The sequence below is a fragment of the Dyella sp. genome (assembly GCF_035685805.1).
Lineage (GTDB): Bacteria > Pseudomonadota > Gammaproteobacteria > Xanthomonadales > Rhodanobacteraceae > Dyella_A.
In genome coordinates this window covers 24,758-47,048 of the sequence record NZ_DASSAB010000028.1, presented here as the reverse complement: position 1 = coordinate 47,048, position 22,291 = coordinate 24,758, and the positions used below count along the sequence as shown (strand labels likewise).

17 protein-coding genes and 1 riboswitch are annotated in these 22,291 nt (G+C 69.6%); of the genes, 14 read left to right on the top strand and 3 right to left on the bottom strand.

What is annotated here, in order from left to right:
• Nucleotides 1-142: 142 nt before the first annotated feature.
• On the top strand, nucleotides 143-664 hold the full coding sequence (locus tag VFG40_RS06135; protein WP_414649259.1) for a c-type cytochrome: 522 nt from the start codon (nucleotides 143-145) through the stop codon (nucleotides 662-664).
• Nucleotides 665-823: 159 nt separating this feature from the next.
• Here the strand turns inward: VFG40_RS06135 and VFG40_RS06130 are convergent, their stop codons facing one another.
• The gene (locus tag VFG40_RS06130) at nucleotides 824-1,474 is read right to left on the bottom strand and encodes an acyl carrier protein phosphodiesterase (protein ID WP_324895976.1); all 651 of its coding nucleotides are present in this window, start codon (nucleotides 1,472-1,474) and stop codon (nucleotides 824-826) included.
• A gap of 59 nt (nucleotides 1,475-1,533) precedes the next feature.
• On the opposite strand from VFG40_RS06130, the gene VFG40_RS06125 reads away from it, so the two are divergent.
• Both VFG40_RS06125 and zapE read left to right on the top strand, forming a co-directional pair.
• Nucleotides 1,534-2,220: an alpha/beta hydrolase gene (locus tag VFG40_RS06125; protein WP_324895974.1), complete on the top strand. Its 687-nt coding sequence runs from the start codon at nucleotides 1,534-1,536 to the stop codon at nucleotides 2,218-2,220.
• A 21-nt stretch (nucleotides 2,221-2,241) separates the two neighbouring features.
• Nucleotides 2,242-3,354, top strand: coding sequence for a cell division protein ZapE (gene zapE, locus VFG40_RS06120; protein WP_324895972.1), 1,113 nt, complete (start codon nucleotides 2,242-2,244; stop codon nucleotides 3,352-3,354).
• Between the two features lie 76 nt (nucleotides 3,355-3,430).
• On the opposite strand, the gene VFG40_RS06115 is transcribed toward zapE, so the two are convergent.
• Nucleotides 3,431-4,066 (bottom strand): OmpW/AlkL family protein, encoded by a 636-nt coding sequence (locus VFG40_RS06115; RefSeq protein WP_324895970.1) that lies wholly within the window; start codon nucleotides 4,064-4,066, stop codon nucleotides 3,431-3,433.
• A 176-nt stretch (nucleotides 4,067-4,242) separates the two neighbouring features.
• Between VFG40_RS06115 and VFG40_RS06110 the strand changes: the two genes are divergently transcribed.
• Together VFG40_RS06110 and VFG40_RS06105 are read left to right on the top strand one after the other, a co-directional pair.
• Nucleotides 4,243-6,030: a putative bifunctional diguanylate cyclase/phosphodiesterase gene (locus VFG40_RS06110; protein WP_324895968.1), complete on the top strand. Its 1,788-nt coding sequence runs from the start codon at nucleotides 4,243-4,245 to the stop codon at nucleotides 6,028-6,030.
• 136 nt (nucleotides 6,031-6,166) lie between these two features.
• A complete protein-coding gene (locus tag VFG40_RS06105) occupies nucleotides 6,167-7,036 on the top strand; it encodes a pirin family protein (protein ID WP_324895966.1) in 870 nt (289 codons plus the stop codon).
• Here VFG40_RS06105 and VFG40_RS06100 read toward each other — a convergent pair.
• Nucleotides 7,033-8,706, bottom strand: coding sequence for an AMP-binding protein (locus VFG40_RS06100; protein WP_324895964.1), 1,674 nt, complete (start codon nucleotides 8,704-8,706; stop codon nucleotides 7,033-7,035). The genes VFG40_RS06105 and VFG40_RS06100 overlap by 4 nt on opposite strands.
• Before the next feature lie 67 nt (nucleotides 8,707-8,773).
• Between VFG40_RS06100 and VFG40_RS06095 the strand changes: the two genes are divergently transcribed.
• From VFG40_RS06095 to VFG40_RS06055, 9 genes are all read left to right on the top strand, one after another.
• Nucleotides 8,774-9,160: a peptidase C13 gene (locus tag VFG40_RS06095; protein ID WP_324895962.1), complete on the top strand. Its 387-nt coding sequence runs from the start codon at nucleotides 8,774-8,776 to the stop codon at nucleotides 9,158-9,160.
• A 179-nt stretch (nucleotides 9,161-9,339) separates the two neighbouring features.
• Nucleotides 9,340-11,475 carry a TonB-dependent receptor family protein gene (locus VFG40_RS06090; RefSeq protein ID WP_414649258.1) on the top strand — a complete coding sequence of 712 codons (2,136 nt, stop codon included), beginning with the start codon at nucleotides 9,340-9,342 and terminating at the stop codon, nucleotides 11,473-11,475.
• Between the two features lie 126 nt (nucleotides 11,476-11,601).
• A riboswitch (cobalamin riboswitch) is annotated at nucleotides 11,602-11,816 on the top strand.
• 236 nt (nucleotides 11,817-12,052) lie between these two features.
• Nucleotides 12,053-14,503, top strand: coding sequence for a ribonucleoside-diphosphate reductase subunit alpha (locus VFG40_RS06085; protein ID WP_324895959.1), 2,451 nt, complete (start codon nucleotides 12,053-12,055; stop codon nucleotides 14,501-14,503).
• Between the two features lie 13 nt (nucleotides 14,504-14,516).
• Nucleotides 14,517-14,744, top strand: coding sequence for a hypothetical protein (locus VFG40_RS06080; RefSeq protein WP_324895957.1), 228 nt, complete (start codon nucleotides 14,517-14,519; stop codon nucleotides 14,742-14,744).
• Nucleotides 14,745-14,788: 44 nt separating this feature from the next.
• Entirely contained in the window at nucleotides 14,789-15,814 is a 1,026-nt protein-coding gene (locus VFG40_RS06075) for a ribonucleotide-diphosphate reductase subunit beta (protein WP_324895955.1), read from the top strand.
• Nucleotides 15,815-16,014: 200 nt separating this feature from the next.
• Nucleotides 16,015-19,257 (top strand): TonB-dependent receptor, encoded by a 3,243-nt coding sequence (locus VFG40_RS06070; RefSeq protein ID WP_324895953.1) that lies wholly within the window; start codon nucleotides 16,015-16,017, stop codon nucleotides 19,255-19,257.
• Nucleotides 19,258-19,425: 168 nt separating this feature from the next.
• The gene (locus tag VFG40_RS06065; protein WP_324895951.1) at nucleotides 19,426-19,869 is read left to right on the top strand and encodes a nuclear transport factor 2 family protein; all 444 of its coding nucleotides are present in this window, start codon (nucleotides 19,426-19,428) and stop codon (nucleotides 19,867-19,869) included.
• 89 nt (nucleotides 19,870-19,958) lie between these two features.
• Nucleotides 19,959-20,345 carry a BlaI/MecI/CopY family transcriptional regulator gene (locus VFG40_RS06060; RefSeq protein WP_324895949.1) on the top strand — a complete coding sequence of 129 codons (387 nt, stop codon included), beginning with the start codon at nucleotides 19,959-19,961 and terminating at the stop codon, nucleotides 20,343-20,345.
• A gap of 1 nt (nucleotide 20,346) precedes the next feature.
• The gene (locus tag VFG40_RS06055; protein WP_324895947.1) at nucleotides 20,347-22,197 is read left to right on the top strand and encodes a M56 family metallopeptidase; all 1,851 of its coding nucleotides are present in this window, start codon (nucleotides 20,347-20,349) and stop codon (nucleotides 22,195-22,197) included.
• Nucleotides 22,198-22,291: the final 94 nt, after the last annotated feature.

The following is a 22,291-nucleotide window of genomic DNA, read 5'->3' as shown; positions in this document are numbered from 1 at the left end:
AACTTGCCGCAGGCTTCGTCTATAATCCCGCGGTTGCCGCCTGGCGTGGCCCGCTCTCGGGTTGCCGCAGCGACGCGCCGCGCGGCCGGATCCGGCCTGCCGGCTCCCCATTTTTGACTGGAGTACGTTCGTGAGCGGTTCCCTGACCAAATCCGATCAGAGCTTCATGCGTCAGTTCCTGATGCTGATTGCCGGGCTGAGTGTGCTGACCGTGCTGCTGATCAGCCTCGGCTGGGCGATCTACAACCGCGAGCCGAAAGAGACCAACCCGGAGGCGGCCAAGCAGCAGATGGCGCGGATCGCGCCGGTCGGTGCGGTGTACGCCGGTGACACCGGTCGCGCCGCCATGGCCGCGGCTGCGGAAGCGGCCGCCAAGGCTGCCGCGTCGCAGGTTGCCTACGGCGGCACCACCGACGGCAAGACCATCTACGAAAACCTGTGCCACAGCTGCCACACCGCCGGTGTGGCCGGTGCGCCCAAGCTGGGCGACAAGGCCGCCTGGGCACCGCGCCTGGCGCAGGGCATGAACACCCTTTTCGAGCACGCGATCAACGGCTACAAGGGCCCGGACGGCAACATGATGCCGGCCAAGGGCGGCAACCCGTCGCTGACCGACGAACAGGTGAAGGCCGCGGTGAGCTGGATCGCCGACCAGGCCAAGTGAGCGCCGGGCCGATCCGTCAGCAGCAGAACGCCGCCGAAAGGCGGCGTTTTCATTTGTCCATTGGCTCGCGGGGGCGAAAGCGTCGGTGGGTCCGGGCTACCCGGCCGTCATGCCGCCTCCAGCGGTGACACGGCACCACGCGGGCAGGCAGCATCGCGGCTAGCTCTGGCCGCTCGACGCCGCTGCAGCCTCGATGCCCGTCGGCGCGATGCCTGGCGGTCCGATCGTGGCCCGGGCGATCCAGCCGGCAGCGAACGCCTGCAGCTCCGGAAAAAACGCCTCGAAATGCGCGTCCAGCGCGGGCGCCTGGGCCTGCAGCACCGGCAACGCGTCGGCGAGCGGGTTGGACCGCTGCAGGCGCTGGCCGATGCCGGCGAGCGCGCGCCCCAGCACGTCCGATCGCGCGTAGCCCGCCGGCAGGTCGTGCGCGTGCATGTAGGCGAGAAAGCGACGCAGCGCCGGCGGCAACTGGGGTTCGCGATCGGCCAGCAGGCCCCGCAGCTCGCCGGAGAAATCCGCCAGCGGCACCGCCGCCCAGCGCGGAAAATCGCGCGCCAGGCAGTGATCGAACCACATGTCCAGCAGGATGCCGGCGTAACGGCGATAGGGCGGCGCCAGCCGCGCCTTGGCCGCGAGCACCTGCGGATGGGCGTCGGTATACACGTCGATCGCGCGATGCAGACGGATGCCGGCGACCACCTCGGGCGGCCACCCGTCGTCAGGCGATCCGCGCACGAAATCGCCCAGCAGCCCGCCCAGGCGCAGCGCGTCGTCGTCGCCGGCCAGCAGCGCATGTGCAAGATGGTTCATGCCACAGCAGATGCGGCCGCGACGGACGGTGAACAAGCCGGCCAGTTATCATCGTCGGCATGACTCACGCCAATCTTCCCGCCGACCCGGCGCAGTTCCCCGAGCAGGCCGCCGGCTTTTTCCTGGACGGCCCGGCCGGCCCGCTGGAGGTGATGACCGACGTCGCCGCGCGCCCGGGCGCCCGTCGCGCCGTCGCCATCGTGTGCCACCCCAACCCGGTGCAGGGCGGCACCATGCACAACAAGGTGGTGACCATGGTCGAGCGCGCGCTACGCGAATCGGGCCTGGACACGGTGCGCTTCAATTTCCGCGGCACCGGCGAGTCGGCCGGCAGCTACGACGAAGGCATCGGCGAGGGTGACGACCTGGCCGCGGTGGCGCAGTGGGTGCACCGCGTGCGCCCGGACGATGCACTGTGGCTGGCCGGCTTTTCGTTCGGCAGCTACGTGACCATCCGCAACGCGGCGCGGCTGCATGCCGCGGCGCTGGTCAGCATCGCGCCGCCGGCCGGGCGCTGGCCGTTCGAAGGCTTCGCATTGCCGGACTGCCCGTGGCTGGTGGTGATGGGCGAGGAAGACGAAGTGGTCGAGCCGCAGGCGGTGTTCGACTGGGTCGACAGCCTGGAGGCCCGGCCCGAGCTGGTGCGCATGCCCGAGACCGGGCACTTCTTCCACCGGCGCCTGATGGACCTGCGCGGCGCGGTGAAAAACGCCGTGCGCCACTGGCTGCCGCCCGAGCGTGGCTGAGCACACCACCGCCGCACGCCGATGACCGATCCGAGCAACGCGCCGAGCGCGCGCTATCACGAGGGCGTGGCCGCGCACCGCTGGGAGAGCGACCCGGCGCAACTGGCCGTGCTGGTCGAATTCGACCGCCTGCACGCGGCCCTGCAGGCGGCACCGGAGTCGCCCGGGCTGCTGGGCCGGCTGAAGAATCTGCTCGCCAGCGAACCGGTGCCCCCGGTGCCGGGGCTGTACCTGTGGGGCGGCGTGGGGCGCGGCAAGACCTTCCTGATGGACCTGTTCGTTTCCGCCCTGCCGCCCGGGCTGGCGCTGCGCCGGCACTTCCATCGCTTCATGGGCGAGGTGCACGGCCAGCTGCGCGAACTGGGCGAGCGGGCCGATCCGCTGCCGGAGGTTGCCGCACGAATCGCGGCACGCTGCCGCGTGCTGTGCCTGGACGAGTTCCTGGTGAGCGACATCGGCGATGCGATGATCCTGGGCACCCTGCTCGATGCGCTGTTCGCGCGCGGCGTCAGCCTGGTCACCACCTCCAACACGGCGCCGGGCAACCTCTACCGCGATGGCCTGCAGCGCGCGCGATTCCTGCCCGCCATCGCGCTGCTGGAGACCCATTGCCATGTGGTGGAGATGGCCTCCTCGCGCGACTGGCGCCTGCGCGCGCTGAGCCAGGCGCCGGTCTACCTTACGCCCCCCGGCGCCGAGGCCGAACGCGCGCTGGCCCGCATATTCTCCAGCCAGGCGCAGGACGCGCCGGTCGACGGCGGCCAGATCACCCTGAACGGCCGCGCCGTGCCGGTCCGGCGGCGCGCCGACGGCGTGCTCTGGTTCGCCTTCGACGCGTTGTGCGAAGGCCCCCGGGCGGTGGCCGACTACATCGCGCTGGCGCGCGCGGCGGCCGCCATCATCATCTCCAACGTGCCGCAGTTCACCGTCTACAGCGAAGACGCGGCCAAGCGCTTCGTGCAGCTGGTGGACGAGTTCTACGACCGCCGCGTGAAGCTGGTGCTGTCGGCCGCCGCGCCTATCACCGAGCTGTACGACGGCGAGCGCCTGCGCGCGGAGTTCGGCCGCACCGAGTCGCGGCTGATCGAGATGCAGAGCGAGGATTACCTCGCCGAACCGCACCGGCCGGAGTAGTCGCCAGGTGCAGGCACAAACGGCCGCCTCACGGCGGCCGTTTGTGGATGGCCACGGGAGTCCATGGCCGGGGGGATCAGAAGCGGTAGCCCACGCTCACGCCGTAGATCCACGGGTTGACCTTGACCTCGCCGATGCCGGCGCCGTTGAGCTCGACCTTGCTCTTCCAGTCGAAGTAGCGGGCGTCGGCACGCACGAACACGTTCTCGCTGGCGTAGAAGTCGACGCCGAACTGGCCGACGAAGCCGTCGCCGCTCTTGACGTTGAGCGACGTGCCGGTGAGCGGGCCGGTGGTGCGCTCGCCGCTGACATTGACGAATCCATAGCCGGCACCCACAAACGGCTGCACCGTGCTGCCGGGCAGGAAGTGGTACTGCGCCGTGAACAGATACGGCATGTGCTTGATGCTGGCGGACTTGCTGCCGTCCAGGCTGACGTCATGCTTGAACTTGGTCAGCGGCAGCCAGGCTTCCGCGCTCCAGTTGCGGTCGAACTGGTAGCCCAGGGTGAGGGTCGGCTCGGCGTCGCTGTCGATGTCGCTGCTGAGCACGCCGGCCAGCGTCCCGTTGCCGCTCTTGGGGCTCACGTTGTGATAGCCGATGGCGCCGTAGAAGCCCGGGCCGGTGGCACTCTGGGCCGTCGCCGTGCCGGCCGTGGCGGCCGTGGCGGCGAGCAGGGTGCCGGCGAGAAGCGTCAGGGACAGTGCTTTCATGGGGACTCTCCGTACGTACATGGGGAAGGGGCGCCGGCGCGTCGCGCGCCGGCGACCGCCCGGCGATCGCCGGCGGCGCTTCAGATACGTGGCGACCCGCCGAAAAGGCTGAATCTGGACTAAATTCACATGCGTCGCGGGAGCGCTCGCTCCCGGCAGGACGACAGGGAACCGGCATGGCAAGCGAACCCGGCACGCCAGCGGATGCGCCCGGCGGTGCGGTCACGGCAGCTGACGACACCGCCGAAGGCTTCGCCGTGCCCGGGTTCGACGCGGTGGCGCGGCTGGCCGCGCACTCGCTGCGTGCCCCGGTGGTGTCGCTGGTGCTGGCCACCGGCAGCTCCTACTGGTTCAGCGCCGACGATGCGCAGCGCCCGCACTCGCCGCATGCGCTGCACCCGCTCTACGTGGAGGCGGCGCGGCGCGACGGCACCCAGGTCGTGCTCGACACCCAGGCCGACCAGCGCTTCGGCCAGGCACCGCTGCTCACCGATGTAGGCCTGGCCGCGATGCGCTTCTTCGCCAGCGAACCGGTCTACACGCTCAGCGGCCAGCACGTCGGCGCGCTCTGCGTGATGGACTACGCGCCGCGCGACGGCCTCACGCCCAAGGAGCGCGACGACCTGCGCGACGCTGCCGAACTGGCCGGCACCGGGCTGGTGCTGGGCAGCTACCTCGGTCGCACCGATCCGGTCACCCAGCTGCCCCACCGCAATGCGTTCTTCGAAGACCTGCGCGCGCGCCAGCGCGGCGGCGCGCACCGGGCCTGGCTGCTGGCGATCGACGTGGCGCCGGTCAGCCGCTTCAACGCGTTCGTGCGGGCGCTCGGGCACGCCTACGCGGACGAACTGCTGCGCGACGTGGCCGCCCGCGTGCAGTTGTGGATGCCGCGGCATACGCACCTCTACCAGGTCGGCAGCCACCGCTTTGCCGCGGTGCTGCCGGACACCCCGCACACGGTCGACGCCGCGCAGCTGGACGCGCTGGTGCATCGGCTGCGCCAGCCGTTCGACTGCCTGGGCATTCCGCTCACCCTGCAGCCGGGCGTGGGGCTGCTGCAGATGGACGTGCGCGAGCTCGACGGCGGCGATCCGCTGCGCCTGGTGATGAGCGCCACCCACGCCGCGCAGCACTGCGTGCGCGGCTGGTCGATCTACGAACCGGCGGACGACGAGCAGCACCGGCAGGAGTTTTTCCTGGTCACCGAGCTGGCGGCCGCCCTCGGCGAAGGCACCGAGCTGGACCTGCACTACCAGCCGCGCGTGGAGCTGGCCAGCGGCCGCTGCGTGGCGGTGGAGGCGCTGGCGCGCTGGCAGCATCCGACGCTGGGGGCGATTCCGCCGGGGCGCTTCATTGCGCTGGCCGAGCAGGCCGGGCTGATGCGCACGCTTACCCTTTGGGTGCTGCGCCAGGCGATCGCCCAGCTGGCGGCATGGCATCGCCAGGGGCTGGAGCTCAAGCTCTCGTTGAACGTCTCCAGCAGCGACCTGGGCGCCGAGCTGATCGACCAGCTCACCGCGGTGGCGGCCAGCCATCAGGTGGCGCTGGATGCGATCGAGCTGGAGTTCACCGAAAGCACGCTGCTGGAACACTCCGACACCACCCGCGAGCACCTGGCGGCGATCCGCGCGCTGGGTGTCGGCATCGCCATCGACGATTTCGGCACCGGCTACAGCAACCTCACCTCGCTGCGCCAGATGCCGGCCACCAGCCTGAAGATCGACCAGTCGTTCGTGCGCGCCATGGGCGCCAGCCGGCACGATGGCGCGATCGTGCGGGCGATGGCGGAGCTGGCGCACGAGCTGGGTTTCCGGGTGGTGGTCGAAGGCGTGGAAACGCCGCAGATCTTCGAGGCGGTGCGCCGGATGGCCTGCGACGAAGTGCAGGGTTTCCACATCGCGCGGCCGATGCCGGCCGCAGAGATCGCCGGCTGGCTCGCACGCCGCGCGTCGCCCACCGCCTGAGGCGCCTGCCCGGGGAGTGAACGGGCACACAACCGGGTACGCGGTGGCGACGGTGGACGCCGTGCCGTGACCCACGCCACAGCCGGCCGGGCGCAACCACGGCACAGTGCGGCGTCACCCTCCCCCCAGGCACGCCATGTACGGCCCCTTGCCCGCCCGCGACCCGGTGTTCTCCCGTCCCCTGCAACCGCGCGTCCATCCGGCCGGCGCCGGCGGACGGCTGCGCCAGTTCCGCCACGACGCGTTCGACCGCGGCATGTCGCCGTTGCTGGTGGTCGACCACGTGCAGTCGGCGGGGCCGGAGATGGAACCGCTGCCGCATGCGGGGTTGTCGGTGGCGACGCTGCTGTTCGAGCACGCGCAGGGCGAAATCGAGAGCGTCGACAGCGCCGGCGCGCGGCACTGCATCCGGCCCGGCGACCTGCACTGGACGCTGGCCGGGCGCGGTGTGGTGCGCCAGGCGCGGGCGCGCGGCGAGTCGCTCTCGCTCGACGCGCTGCAGATCCTGGTCAACTCGCCCAGCGACCTCAAGCAGCAGCCGCCGGCGAGCTTTCATCTGGCTGCCGCCAAGGTGCCGCTGATCGCCCTGCCCGGCAGCCGCCTGCGCCTGCTGGCGGGCCAGCTCGGTGCGGTGCGTTCACCGCTGGTGCTGCCACAGCCGCTGCTGATCCTGGACGGTCGCGTCGATGCCGGCGCCACCGTCGCGTTGCCGCTGCCGGCGGGCTGGAATGCCTGGGTGTATGCGCTGTCTGGCGAACTGGCGCTGGAAGCGGACGGCGCCGGCACCCGCGCGCTGCCGGCGACCACCGCGGTCACCGCCGGCGCCCATCTGGCCGACGTGCAACTGCGCATCCGTGGCGTCGGCACGCGCTCGCATCTGGTGGTGGTCGCCGGCGCGGCAATCAACGAGCCGCTGGTGCAGCACGGCCCGTTCGTCATGAACACGCGCCAGGAAGTGATGCGCGTGGTGCAGGACTACGAGGCCGGCCGGCTCGGGCGGCTCTAGGCGGAGCCTGCCAGCTCCGCCGTCATCGCCTCGCGCATCAGGTACTTCTGCACCTTGCCGGTGACGGTCATCGGGAACGCGTCGACGAAGCGCACGTAGTGCGGCACCTTGTAATACGCCAGCTGGCGGCGGCAGTAGTCCTGGATCTGCGCCTCACTGGCGCGCATGCCCTCGCGCAGGCGCACCCACGCGCACACCTGCTCGCCGAACTTCGCGTCCGGCACGCCGAACACCTGCACGTCCTGGACGGCTGGATGGCCATACAGGAATTCCTCGATTTCGCGCGGATAGATGTTCTCGCCGCCGCGGATGATCATGTCCTTGAGCCGCCCGACGATGCGGCAGTAGCCATCCTCATCCAGCGTGGCCAGGTCGCCGGTGTGCATCCAGCCGCCGGCGTCGATCGCTTCGCCGGTGTGCGCTTCGTCGTTCCAGTAGCCGCGCATCACCGAGTAGCCGCGCGTGCACAGTTCGCCCGGCTCACCGCGTGGCACGGTGGCGCCGTGCTCGTCGACCAGCTTCACCTGCAGGTGCGGATGCACGCGGCCGACGCTGTCCACCCGGCGCTCCAGCGGATCGTCCGGCACGGTCTGGAAGCTCACCGGGCTGGTCTCGGTCATGCCGTAGGCGATGGTCACCTCGGCCATGTGCATCTGGCTGACCACCTTGCGCATCACCTCGGCCGGGCACGGCGAGCCGGCCATGATGCCGGTGCGCAGGCTGGACAGATCGAACTCGCCAAAGCGCGGATGCTCGAGCTCGGCGATGAACATGGTGGGCACGCCGTGCAGGCCGGTGCAGCGCTGCTCCGCCACCGTCTCCAGCGTGGCCAGCGCATCGAAGCCCTCGCCGGGAATCACCATGCAGGCGCCGTGGGTGACGCAGGCCAGGTTGCCCAGCACCATGCCGAAGCAGTGGTAGAACGGCACCGGGATGCACAGCCGGTCGTGCTCGGTGAGCCGCATCGCCTCGCCGATGAACCAGCCGTTGTTGACGATGTTGCGGTGGGTCAGCGTGGCGCCCTTGGGCGCGCCGGTGGTGCCGGAGGTGAACTGGATGTTGACCGCGTCGTCGGCATGCAGCGACGGCTGCAGCGCACGCAGCCGCGCCAGCGCCGCGGCATCCGCGGTGAGATCCTGCCAGCGCCGGGTGCCGGGCGCGGGCTCGTCGTCCAGCACGATCACCTCGCGCAGGCCGGGCACCCGCCCGGCGTGCAGCGCACCGGGGGCGGCTTCGGCCAGCTCGGGCGCCAGGTCGGCCAGCAGCTCCAGATAGCGCGAGGTCTTGAACCGGCGCGGCAGCACCAGCGCACGGCAGTCGACGTGATTGAGCGCGAACGCCAGCTCGTGCGCGCGGTAGGCGGGGTTGATGTTCACCAGCAGCAGCCCCGCCATCGGCGCGGCGAACTGCAGTACCACCCATTCGGCGCGGTTCGGCGCCCAGATGCCGATGCGATCGCCGGGTGCCAGGCCCAGCGCCAGCAGCGCCGCGGCGACGCGCTCCACTTCGGCGTGCAGCTGGCGGTAGCTCATTCGCGCCGCGGGGCTGCGCACCACCAGTGCGTCGCGCTCGGGCCAGCGCGCGGCGATGCGCGCCAGCAGGCCGCCCATGGTGTCGTCGAGCAGTGGCAGATCGGTGCGGCCGGCGACGTGGCTCGGTAGGACGGACATGCGTGGCTCCTGCGCGGGGCAACCGGCTGCTGCTACTTTCACCGCTTTGCCGGACTGAACCACGATCATGCCAAACCTCATCACCCTTGCGCTGCTGATGGCGTCGCTGCCCGCAGCCGCGGCCGACGACTTTCACGACCGCGTGCTGCAAGGTCGCCTGGCGGAAGCCGCCGCCAGCGGGCCGGCCTACCAGAAGGCGCTGTGGGCGCAGATCGGTACGCCAATGACCGACGCATTGAAGGACTGCATCACCCGCAATGCGCCGGCGGACAAGTCGCCGTTCACGCTCGTCGCGTCCGTCGGCGCGGACGGCAAGCCTGCACGCGTGCTGGCCCAACCGCTGACGCCGGTGGCCGCCTGCCTGACCAGCAGCTTCTCGTCATGGACGCTGCCAGCGCCACCGAAGCAACCGGCGCCCTACCCGATCGAGATCGACGTCAGCATCGTGCCGTAACCGACGCCACGCCCGACGGTACCGCCGCACGCGCCGCCGGCCTTGACCGCCGCGAGACGCGCGGCCGGCCACCATGGCCGACTTTGCTCTTCCTGGAGACTCATCAGATGGACGACATCGGCGCACGCGCAACTTTCCCGCGCGGCCCAACCCCTGTGGCAGCGGCGCCGGCCCCGAGCCTGGCGCGCACCGCACTGGCCACGTCGCTGACGCTGGCGGCGCTGGCCGTGGCATCCCCGTCGCGGGCGCAGCAGCAGCCGCTGGCCGAACGCGGCACGCCGCTGCCAGCCGTGCAGGTCAACGCCAGCCGGCTCGACATCCCGCCGTTCGACGTGCCGGCCTCGCTCAGCGTGGTGGCCGTGGATCCGGCCGCGGCCGGCCAGCCCGGGGTGAATTTCTCCGAGGTACTGGTGGGCGTGCCGGGCATTCTCGCCCGCGACCGGCAGAACTACGCGCAGGACGAGCAGATCTCGATCCGCGGCTTCGGCTCGCGCTCCACCTTCGGCGTGCGCAGCACGCGCATTTTCATGGACGGCATCCCCTCGACGCTGCCCGACGGCCAGGGCCAGGTGTCGCAGTTCAACCTCGATTCGGCCGATCGCGTGGAAGTGCTGCGCGGGCCGTTCTCGGTGCTCTACGGCAACGCCGCCGGCGGCGTGATCCAGCTCTACAGCGCCGACGGCACCGCCACGCCGCAGACCACGCTGGGCGTGTACGGCGGCAGCTACGACAGCTTCCGGCTGATGGCCAACACGCGCGGCATCGTCGGCCCGGTGGACTACAACGTCGCCGCCTCCGAATTCATCTCCGGCGGCTACCGCGAGCACAGCCGCGTGCGGCGCGAGTCGGACAACGCCAAGTTCGGCATCGACCTCGGCGAGCAGCGCAAGCTCACCGTGGTGCTCAACCGCATCGACCAGCCCGACACGCAGGACCCGCTCGGCCTCACCCGCGAGCAGGTCAAGCAGGACCGGCGCCAGTCCACCGCCGTGTCAGCGCTCTACAACACGCGCAAGAGCGCCGAGCAGAACCAGCTCGGGCTGATCTACGAGCAGGCGCTGGACCAGGCCGACCGGCTGCGCGCGATGGCCTATTACGGGCAGCGCAGCATCATCCAGTACCTGTCCATTCCCACCTTCGTGCAGAAGAACCCGCTGCAGTCCGGCGGGGTGATTTCACCGGCCACCAACTACGGCGGCGCCGACCTGCGCTGGACCCATCGCGGCGAGCTGGCCGGCGGCGACTTCGAGACCGTGCTCGGCGCCAGCGGCGACTACCAGATCCAGCGCCGCACCGGCTACGAGAACTTCATCGGCGACACGCTCGGGGTGAAGGGCGCGCTGCGCCGCAACGAGCACGACAACGTCAACAACGTGGCCGAGTACGCCCAGTTCTACTGGCACTTCGTGCCCCAATGGTCGCTGCTGCTGGGCTTGCGCCATGACGAGGTGCGCTTCAGCGAGCACGATTTCTACATCACGGCGGACAATCCCGACGACAGCGGTCAGGTGAGCTACCAGGCGACCACGCCGGTGGTCGGCCTGCAGTTCCGCCCCGCCGACAACCTGCGCATCTACGCCAGTTTCGGCAAGGGTTTCGAGACACCCAGCTACAACGAGCTGGGTTACCGCAGCGATGGCCGGCCGGGGCTCGCGTTCGACCTCAAGCCCGCGCGCAGCCGAAACGTCGAGATCGGCACGAAATGGCAGGCGGCCCGCGACCTCGAGTTCGATGCCGCGCTGTTCCGCGCCGACACCCGCGACGCGCTGGCGGTGGCCACCAACGTCAACGGCCGCTCGACCTACCGCAACGTGGGCGATACGCGCCGCGAGGGCATCGAGCTGGCGGCAAACGGCGAGCTGGCGGCGGGCTGGCGCCTGAGCGCCGGCTATACCCACCTGCGGGCGCGCTTCCGCAACGATTTCCTCGCCTGCACCGGCTCGCCCTGTCCGGTGCCCGGCACGCCGATCGCCGCCGGCTCGCGCATGCCCGGCGTGCCGCAGGACTACGGCTCGCTGCGGCTGGCGCACGGCGACGGCAGCGGCTGGCGCGAGGGCATCACGCTCACCGGCGTCGGCTCGGTCACCGTCAACGACACCGGCACCGATCGCGCTGCCGGCTACGCGCTGGTCGATCTGGACGTGGGCTACATCTTCATGCTCGGAGACGACACCACGCTGGACCTCAGCGCGCGCGTCGACAATCTCGCCGATCGCCGCATCATCGGCTCGGTGATCGTCAACGATGGCAACGGCCGCTACTTCGAGCCCGGCCCCGGCCGCAGCCTGATGCTGGGCGCGCGGCTCACGTTCTGAAGCTGCCGGCAACGGCTCGCCGGAGTGCCGTGTAACGCCTGGGCGCAGCCTGCGCGGGAGCGGGGCCGCGCCGGCTTTTCCACAGGTTTGTCCACAACATGTGGTGTTGACCGCCGCGCGTCGCCCCTCTATGTTGCGCTCGTTGGTGTCCGTCCAGACGCGACTGTCGGTCGGGCTTAAAAGGGAATCCGGTGCGAATCCGGAACTGCCCCGCAGCGGTAAGCGGAAACGAAACTCCTCACATGCACTGGGCCGCTGCGCCTGGGAAGCGAGGGGGACTAGGTGGGCCTTCGGGCCCGGGTCCGCGAAGTCCGAAGACCTGCCAGCACGTCGGGCCCCACGGGCCGGCGGTCGCGTCCGGTGAGACGCGATGCGCCGATGCTCTCGCGACCCGGCGCAGGTGACCGCTTCCGCGGGGAAGCGCGTCGCATGGCAGGCCGCCACGTGCCTGCGTGTCGACGCGTCGTTTCCCACGAAAGCCAAGCCTCAGGCCCTGCGCGCGGGAGCAGGCGTTTGAGTTTCGGAACCGTCGCGCCGGCCTGCCCGGTGTGTCGGATTCCACCTTGGGAGCATCTTCATGGAAACCGTCGAACCCGTGACCCGCGAGCACGCCGTGCCCGCGCCCTCCGCCGTTGCCAGCGACAGCGCATCGGACTTCGCCCTCACCCCGCCGCACAACCCCGGCCAGATGCGCGTGACCAAGCGCAACGGCGGCCAGGAGACGGTCGACGTCAACAAGATCGTCAAGGCCGTCACCCGCACCGCCGACGGCCTGCACGCGGTCGACCCGATGCGCGTGGCGCTGAAAACCATCGGCGGCCTGTACGACGGCGCCACCACCGCCGAGCTGGACCAGCTCTCGATCCGCACCGCCGCCGCGCTCACCGCGGAGGAGCCCGAATACGGCCAGCTCGCCGCGCGCCTGCTCAGCGCGTTCATCGACAAGGAAGTGGCGGGGCAGGAGATCCAGAGCTTCTCGCAGTCGATCGCGCTGGGCGCCGAGGTCGGCATCCTCAACGGGCGACTGCGCGAGTTCGTGGCGCTGAACGCGCGTAAGCTCAACGATGCGATCGACCCGCTGGCCAGCCGCCGCTTCGAGTACTTCGGCCTGCGCACGGTGTACGACCGCTACCTGCTGCGCCACCCGACCCGGCGCCACGTCATCGAGACACCGCAGTACTTCTTCATGCGCATTGCCTGCGCGCTGGGCGGCAACGATATCGCCGAGACGCTGGAGCTGTACCGGCTGCTTTCCTCGCTGGAATACATCGCGAGCTCGCCCACGTTGTTCAACGCCGGCACCACCCACGAGCAGCTGTCCTCGTGCTTCCTGCTCGACTCGCCGGTCGATTCGCTGGAATCGATCTACGACAAGTACGCTGACGTGGCCAAGCTCTCCAAGTTCGCCGGCGGCATCGGCATCGCCTGGTCGCGGGTGCGCTCGCGCGGCTCGCTGATCAAGGGCACCAACGGCCACTCCAACGGCCTGGTGCCGTGGCTGAAGACGCTGGACGCCTCGGTGGCCGCGGTGAACCAGGGCGGCAAGCGCAAGGGCGCGGCCTGCGTGTACCTGGAGCCGTGGCATGCGGACATCGAGGAGTTCCTCGAGCTGCGCGACAACACCGGCGACGAGGCGCGCCGCACGCACAACCTCAACCTGGCCAACTGGATTCCCGACGAGTTCATGCGCCGGGTCGCGGCCGACGGCGACTGGTCGCTGTTCGATCCGAAGGTGGTGCCGCACTTCGTCGACAGCTGGGGCGAGACCTTCGAGGCCGCGTATCGCCAGGCCGAGGCCGACGGCCTGGCGGTGAAGACGATCAAGGCGCGCGAGCTGTATGCGCGCATGCTGCGTACGCTGGCGCAGACCGGCAACGGCTGGATCACCTTCAAGGACCGCTGCAACGCCACCAGCAACCAGACGGCCAAGCCGGACAACGTGATCCACCTTTCCAACCTGTGTACCGAGATCCTCGAGGTGACCCACGCCGGCGAGACGGCGGTGTGCAATCTGGGCTCGATCAACCTGGCGCGACACGTGCGCGATGGCGCCTTCGACTTCGATCAGCTGGCCTCGACCGTGCGCACCGCGGTGCGCCAGCTCGACCGGGTGATCGACCTGAACTTCTATCCCATCGACACCGCCGCCGTGGCCAACCGCAAGTGGCGCCCGGTGGGGCTGGGCGTGATGGGCCTGCAGGACGTGTTCTTCAAGCTGCGGCTGGCCTTCGACTCGCCCGAGGCGCTGGCGCTGTCCACGCGCATCGCCGAGGAGATCTACTTCCACGCGCTGAGCCAGTCGAACGAGCTGGCGGTGGATCTCGGAATGCATCCGGGCTTTGCCGAGAGCCGCGCGGCCAACGGCGAGCTGCAGTTCGACTACTGGCCGAATGCCACGCCGCACGAGCCGTCACGTTGGGAGACGCTGCGAGCCACGATCAAGCAACACGGCCTGCGCAACTCGCTGCTGATCGCGATCGCCCCCACCGCCACCATCGCCTCGATCGCCGGCTGCTACGAGTGCATCGAGCCGCAGGTGAGCAACTTGTTCAAGCGCGAGACGCTGTCCGGCGACTTCCTGCAGGTGAACCGCTACCTCGCCGACGAGCTGAAGTCGCTCGGCCTGTGGACCCCGGAAGTGCGCGACCAGATCAAGCTGGCCGAAGGCTCGATCCAGGGCATCGCGGCGATCCCCGAGCGGCTGCGGCAGATCTACCGCACCGTGTGGGAGCTGCCGCAGAAGGCGCTGATCGACTTGGCCGCCGCCCGCGCCGCCTTCATCGACCAGAGCCAGTCGCTGAACCTGTTCATGGAGAACCCGAACATCGGGCAGCTCTCGTCGATGTACATGTACGCGTGGAAGGCCGGCATCAAGACCACCTACTACCTGCGCTCGCGGCCGGCGACGAAAATCGCCAAGGCAACGGTGACGGCGTCGAAGGCAGCCGTGCCGGCGGATCAGGACCAGGCGAATGCGGCGGTGTTCTGCTCGCTGGAGAACCCCGAGTACTGCGAGGCCTGCCAGTAAGGGAGCGGCGCGGATGAAGCGGTACCGCAATCTCAGCGGCCATTCCGGCGTCACCGCCTACCAGTGCGGTGACGGCTTCATCCGCGTGCGCTTCGTCAACGGCGACACCTACGAATACACCGACCAGGTCCCCGGCCCGGAGCACGTTCGCAACCTGTGCTTCTGCGCCGAGGCCGGCGAAGGCCTGGCCACCTACATCAGCCGCTTCGTGCGCGACGCCTACGCGCGAAAGCTCGACTGACACCCGATCGCGCCGCTCGCGATCGCGCACCCGAGGAACGTCCCATGTCCGCTCAGCCCAGCCGCGACAGCCATCTGCTTGATCCCGGCTTCGAACTCACCCTGCGCCCCATGCGCTACCCCGCGTTCTACGAGATGTACAAGAACGCGATCAAGAACACCTGGACGGTGGAGGAGGTGGATTTCTCGCTCGACACCACCGACCTCAATGCCAAGATGTCCCCCGCCGACCGCCACCTGATCCATCGGCTGGTGGCGTTCTTTGCCACCGGCGACAGCATCGTGTCGAACAACCTGGTGCTGAACCTGTACCAGCACATCAATGCGCCCGAGGCGCGCATGTACCTGTCGCGCCAGTTGTACGAGGAAGCGCTGCACGTGCAGTTCTATCTCACCCTGCTCGACACCTACATTCCCGATCCGGCTGCGCGCAACGCCGCGTTCGCGGCGATCGAGAACATTCCCTCGATCCGCGCCAAGGGCGATTTCTGCTTCCGCTGGATCGATTCGATCCAGAGCCTGCGGCGGCTGGAATCGCGTGAGCAGCGCCGGCAATTTTTGCTCAACCTGATCTGCTTTGCCGCCTGCATCGAGGGATTGTTCTTCTACGCCGCCTTCGCCTACGTGTACTTCCTGCGCTCGCGGGGCCTGCTGCACGGGTTGGCCTCGGGCACCAACTGGGTGTTCCGCGACGAGTCCGGCCACATGGCGTTCGCCTTCGACGTGGTGCGCACGGTGCGTGAGGAAGAGCCCGAACTGTTCGACGACGCCATGCGCGCGCAGGTGGAACAGATGCTGGAAGAGGCGATCGCCTGCGAGACCCAGTTCGCCGAGGACGTGCTCTCCGGCGGCGTGGCCGGCCTGTCGGTGAAGGACATGCGCCAGTACCTGGAATATGTCGCCGACCAGCGACTGGTGCAGCTGGACCTGCCGAAGAAGTACGGCGCCAGCAACCCGTTCGACTTCATGGACCTGCAGGACGTGCAGGAGGTGACCAACTTCTTCGAGCGCCGGGTCTCGGCGTACCAGGTGGGTGTGCAGGGCGAGGTCGCGTTCGACATGGCGTTCTGAGGCCGCGGCGGGTGGCGCGTCCTGAACGGCAGCCGGATGGGTCCGCCTTCACGGATATCCCGTTGTCATAAAGGGTCGTTAAAATAGTGTGATCGACGAACGCCGAGCTCCGCACCGGGCTCGGCGTTCGCGCGTTTCGGCGCCGCGTGCGCCGGGGCATTTACCGGTTTCCCGTGCTTCTCCCCTGACCTGAGGTTTCGATGAAATCCACCCTTCGCACCCGGCTGCTGCCGGTCGCCATTGCCGCCCTGCTTGCCGCAGGCACCGTGTCGGCGCAGAACGTGACCACCTCCGGCGTGGCCGGCCGCGTGCTCGATGCCGCCGGTCAGCCGGTGGCCAATGCCACGGTCACCATCGTCCATCAGCCCTCCGGCACCACCAAGACGGTGACCACCGACGCCGACGGCCGCTACGCCGCGCAGGGCCTGCGCGTGGGCGGCCCGTTCGAGATCACCGCCAACAAGGACGGCGTCGCCGCGGCCGAGCAGGACAACGTGTTCCTGCAGCTGGGCCAGCCTTCCTCGATCAACCTGAGCATGGGCGCCAATGCGGCGCAGGCCAGCAACCTGACCGCCGTGACGGTAAGCGCCTCGACCCTGGCGCAGACGTTCTCGCCGGACAACAAGGGCCTGTCGACCAACATCTCGCAGGACCAGCTCAAGGCCACGCCGCAGGGCAACCGCTCGGTGGACGACGTCGCCCGCCTCGACCCGCGCATCACCGTGCTCGACCAGGGCGTGGGTTCGATCTCCGCCAACGGCATGAACAACCGCTACAACAACATCGCGGTGGACGGCGTCACCCAGGGCGACCCGTTCGGCCTCAACGCCAACGGCCTGCCGTACCAGAAGGCGGCGATCTCGCCGGAGACCATCGCCGAGTACAACATCTCCACCGCCACCTATGACGTCACCTCCGACACCGTCGGCGCCGACGTCAACGCGGTGACCAAGTCCGGCACCAATGCGTTCCACGGCTCGGCCTACTACTCCTACCGCAACGCCAACCACCTGGTCGGCGACGCCGGCTGGCTGCCGTCGGACAACCGCGGCTACAAGTACAACGGCTATGACAAGGATTCAACCTACGGCGTGACCGTGGGCGGCCCGATCATCAAGGACAAGCTGTTCTTCTTCGTCGCCGCCGAGCACGAGAAGACCACCGGCATCGGCGCCGATTCGGCCAACGGGCTGGATCAGTCGCTCGGCAACGGCCCGTCCACCAGCGGCAAGGTCTCCCCGGGCGACCTGCAGCAGGTGATCGATACCGCCACCGCGCTGGGCCTGACGCCGGGCAACTTCGGCGGCGCCACCGGCCTGACCTACGACGACAAGCGTTACCTCGGCAAGATCGACTGGAACATCACCGACAACCACCGCGCCAGCTTCACCTACCAGAACACCAAGGAGCTGCTGCCGGCAGTGGGCGGCAACGGCCCGAGCAGCGTGGGCCTGTCGAGCTACACCTACACCAAGGAAATCACCACCAAGAACTACGTCGGCCACCTGTTCGACGACTGGACCGAGAACTTCTCCACCGAAGCGAAGGTGGGCTACCAGGAGTACGTGCAGGACACCACCGCGCCGTTCCAGCAGCCGGCGGTCAACGTCAACCTGTCGGCGGACGGCAAGGGCCCGTCGGTGAACCTGGGCGAGGAGCGCTTCCGCCACTACAACCACATCGACACCAAGAAGCTCAGCGTCTTCCTGGCCGCCACCTATTACCTGGGCGACCACGTCCTCAAGGGCGGCATCGATTACCAGCGCAACAAGATCAACAACCTGTTCGGCCAGGCCGAGTTCGGCGTGTACACGTTCTGGGGCCTGGATAACTTCGCCGCCGGCAACTACAACAAGTACGAGCTGTACCACCCGGCACCGGGTTACCAGCTCGACGACATCGCCGGCAAGTGGACCTACAGCCAATACAGCCCGTTCCTGCAGGACACCTGGCAGGTCAACGACCAGCTGTCGCTGCAGTACGGCGTGCGCGTGGACATCCCGCACTCGGGCGGCAAGCCGGAGTACAACGCCGGCTTCGAGCAGGCGTTCGGCTACCGCAACGACTACACCGTGGGTTCGAGCAACCGCGTGGTGGAGCCGCGGCTGAGCTTCAACTACTCGTTCGATTCGGACTACAAGACCCAGCTGCGCGGCGGTGCCGGCCTGTTCCAGACCTCGCCGCCGACGGTGTGGATGACCAACCCGTTCCAGAACAACGGCGTCACGCTGCTCTCCTACACCTCGTTCGACCCGTCCACCGCGCCGTTCAACCCCGATCCGCTGAACCAGCCGATCCCGGCCGGCGGCGGCGCCGGCTCGATCGACACCATCGACAAGAACTTCAAGCTGCCGACGGTGTGGAAGATGAGCCTGGCACTCGATCGCGAGCTGCCGTGGTGGGGTCTGGTCGCATCGGCCGAGTACCAGCACATCCAGGTGCGCGACGGCATCCTCTATCAGGCGGTGAACTTCGGCGCGCCCACCGGCACGTTGCCGGACGGCCGCGACCAGTTCTGGGCCACCCCGGGCGAAGCGCCGACCTCGGCCGACGCGCAGGCCAACCGCAACAAGGCCTTCAGCTCGCAGTCCACGCTGCTGACCAACACCCACAAGGGCAAGTCCGACAGCTTCACGCTGGCGATCAGCAAGCCGTTCACGGCCGGCTTCTCCGGCGGCGCGAGCGTCACGCTGAACCATGCCACCGACGTCGATCCGGGCACCGACACCATCGCCTACAACGGCTATGCGCGCGTCGCCCGCCTCAACCCGAACAGCGATGTGTCGGCGACCTCCAACTACAACGTGGCCAAGAGCGTCAAGCTGTCGCTGAACTGGAGGCACAACTTCTTCGGTGACTACGCCAGCCAGGTATCGATGTTCTACAGCGGCCGTACCGGCAACCCGTACACCTGGGTGTTCGGCAACGACGCCAACGGCGACAGCATCAGCGGTTGGGACCCGGCCTACATCCCCGGCGCGAACGACGCCAAGGTGAGCTACGGCAACGCCACGGCGCAGCAGATCCAGCAGTTCCAGGATTTCCTCGCCAGCGACAAGTACCTCAAGGACCACCGCGGCCAGGTGGCCTCGCGCAACGGCGCGCATGCGCCGTGGGTGACCACGCTGGACATGAGCTTCTCGCAGGAGATCCCGGGCCTGTTCAAGGGCAACAAGGGCGAGCTCCGTCTGGACGTCTACAACTTCCTCAACCTGCTCAACAGGGACTGGGGCCAGCAGCGCTACGCCGGCATCTACCCGACTCGCACGCTGGTCAACTACGGCGGCGTGAACGCCCAGGGCCAGTACGTCTACAACCTGCCCACCGACCAGAACGGCAATTACCAGCCGCAGAAGCTGCAGGTGTACGACGGCGGCTTCTATGACCCCAGCCGCGTGGTGTCGCGCTGGTCGGCCATGCTGACGGTGCGCTACACGTTCTGATCCACCGCTTCACCGCAACGAGAAGACGGGCGCCCTGTGGCGCCCGTTTTTTTTTGGGCATGTGCGCACCGAAAACGCATCGATGGCGAAAGGGCGTGGTGCGATCGGGGCATGATCCACGTGCCGCGGCCTTGCGCCCGGCATCCACCCACGCCGGGAGCCCAGCCCATGCGATACCTGCAAACCCTCGCCCTGCTCGCGCTGGCGGTCGCGCCGGCTGCCCGCACCGCCACCGCGCCCCATCCCTCGCTGCCGCCGGCTTTGGCCGAAGCGGTGGCCGCCTTCGACCAGGCGCAGATCCGCGCTGACGGCGCCGCGCTGGAGCGCATGCTCGCCGCCGATTACGTGCTGTTCAACAGCCAGGGCACGGTAGAGAACAAGCGCGATTTCATCCGCGACTACACCGCACCGGGCTTCAGCCTGAAGCCGTTCACGGTGGAACAGGAAGTGGTCCGGCAGTGGCCCGGCGGCGCCCTGCTCGGCGGGGTGGCGGTGCTCGAAGGCACCAGCGGGGGCAAGGCCTTCCGGGTGCGGCTGCGATTCGCCGACATCTGGTGCCTGCGCGACGGACACTGGCAGGTGATCCACACCTCCGCGATGCGCATGCCCTGAGCCCCAGCCCCGCCGGCAGACGGGCGGCACTTGACTACAGATGTAGTCAAAGGCTAGCGTGACTACACACGTAGTCACGGAGTCCGCGCATGTCCCGTCCGACCATCGGCGACCAGGAACTCGCCCTGCTGCACTACCTGGCCGAGCACCAGCCGGCGTCGGTCGGCGAGGTGGCCGCCGGCTTCGGCGAGGCGCGCGGGCTGGCGCGCTCGACCGTGCTGACGATGATGGAGCGCCTGCGCTCCAAGGGGTACCTCAGGCGCCGGCAGGCTAGCGGCATGTACCGCTACAGCACCGCGACCGGCCCGGCCGAGGCGATGCGCAGCGCGGTCGGCAGCTTCGTGGAAAAAACCCTGAGCGGATCGGTCTCGCCGTTCGTCGCCTACCTCTCCGAGCGGGCCGAGGTGAGCGACACCGAGCTGGCCGAACTCGAATCGCTGGTTGCGCAGCTGCAGTCGCAGCGCAGGGAGCGTTGAGATGGCTGCGCTGGACGATATCGCCCGGATGCTGCTCGAGCGCCTGCTCTGGACGTCGCTGCAGGCGACCGCGCTGATCGTGGTGGTGGCCGCGGCCATCCGCTGGCTGCCGCGACTGCCGGCGGCGACGCGCTGCCTGCTGTGGTGGCTGGTCGGCCTGCAGCTGCTGCTCGGGCTGGCCTGGCCCGCACCGATCGCGCTGCCGCTGGCGCCGGCCGCCGCGCCGACTGCCCTTGTGGTCGCCGCCGTGCCCGCGCCGACGAGCCGCGCCACCGCACCCGCCGTGCAGCCGGAGTCGTCGGCGCCGGCCGTGCCGGCGACCGCGTCCCTGATGGCGGCACACGCCCCCAGCGCGCTGCTCGGGGCATGGCTGGCGGGGCTGCTGCTGGCACTGCTGCCGCTCGCGACGCGTTGGCGGCGTGCGCGGGCACAACGTCTCGCTTCCGCCCCGGCATCCGATCCGGCGCTGCGGGCGCTGTGCGCGCGGCGTGCGAACGAGCTGGGGCTGGCGCGGGCGCCGACGCTGCGGCTGTGCGCGGGCATCGATTCGCCGCAGGTGACCGGACCCTGGCGACCGACCGTGCTGCTGCCGGCCGAACACACGCTCACGCCGGCCGAACTGGCGATGGCGCTGGACCACGAGCTGGCCCACCTGCGCCGCGGCGACCTGTGGCTGGCCTGGGTGCCGGCGCTGGCGCAGCAGCTGTTCTTCTTCCACCCGCTGGTGCGCTGGGCGGTGCGCGAGTACGCCCTGCAGCGCGAGGCCGCCTGCGATGCGCAGGTACTCCGGCACGCCCGCGCGGCGCCGCAGGAGTACGGCCGCCTGCTGCTGCGCCTGGGCGTGAGCCATCCCCTCCACGCCGGCCTCGCCGGTGCTTCCCCCACGTTCGAGAACCTCAAGAGGCGCCTGACCATGCTCCAGCACATCGAACCCTCATCCCGCGCGCGCGGCTGGCTGCTGGTGCTCGCCGTGGCCGCGATCGGGCTGCTGCCCTACCGCGTCACCCGCGCCACCGAGCCGGCAGACGCGACGGCGCCGGCTGCGGCTGCAGTGGCAGCACCGGCCGCGCTGGCCGCTCCTGCCGCCCCCGCTGCATCGGCCGCCGCAGCCGCCGGGGATCAACGCGTGCCACCGGCACCCCCCGCACCGCCACCGCCGCCGCCCGCGAACGTGCCCGCCCCGCCTCCGCCGCCTCCGCCGCCCCCGCCGCCGGCGCCGCCCGCGTTGCCTGCGGATCTGCGCGGCGCCAGCCATGTCGATATCGACACCGACGAAGGCGCCGCCTACGGCTTCGCCCTGTTCGACGGCGACTCGATCACCATGAATGGCACGTCGCGTGACGTCGCCACCGCGCGTGCCCTGCGCCGGAGCGACGAGCCGCTGCTGTGGTTCCGCCGTGGCACGCAGGCCTACGTCATCCGCGACGAGGCGCTGCTGGCGCGGGCAAAGGCACTGTATGCGCCGGTCACCGCGCTGGCGCGCGAGCAGGGCCGACTCGGCGGGCAGCAGGGCGAACTGGGCGGCCGCCAGGGCGGGCTGGGCGCGCGGCAGGGCGAGCTGGCTGGCCGACAGGCTGAACTGGCGAGCGAGCAGGCCGCGCTGGCCGGCAGCGCCGATCGCGAACAGCGCATGCCGGCGCTGCAGTCGCGGCTGCAGGCACTGCAGGCACAGCAGGAAGCGCTGGGCCGCGAACAGGCCGAACTGGGCCGGCAACAGGCGGCGCTCGGCACGCAGCAGGCCGCGTTGGGCAAGCGCCAGGCGGACGCGTCGGCGCAGGCCGCGCGCGGCATGGACACGTTGCTCGACGAAGCGCTGGCCAAGGGACTGGCGCAGCCGGTCACCACCCGCTGACGCTGGCGCTGGCGCCACGGCGCCGGCAAGACAAAGGGCCGGTCTTGCGACCGGCCCTTTGTCGTTTCACTCAGGCCACCGGGTGGCGCTGCGG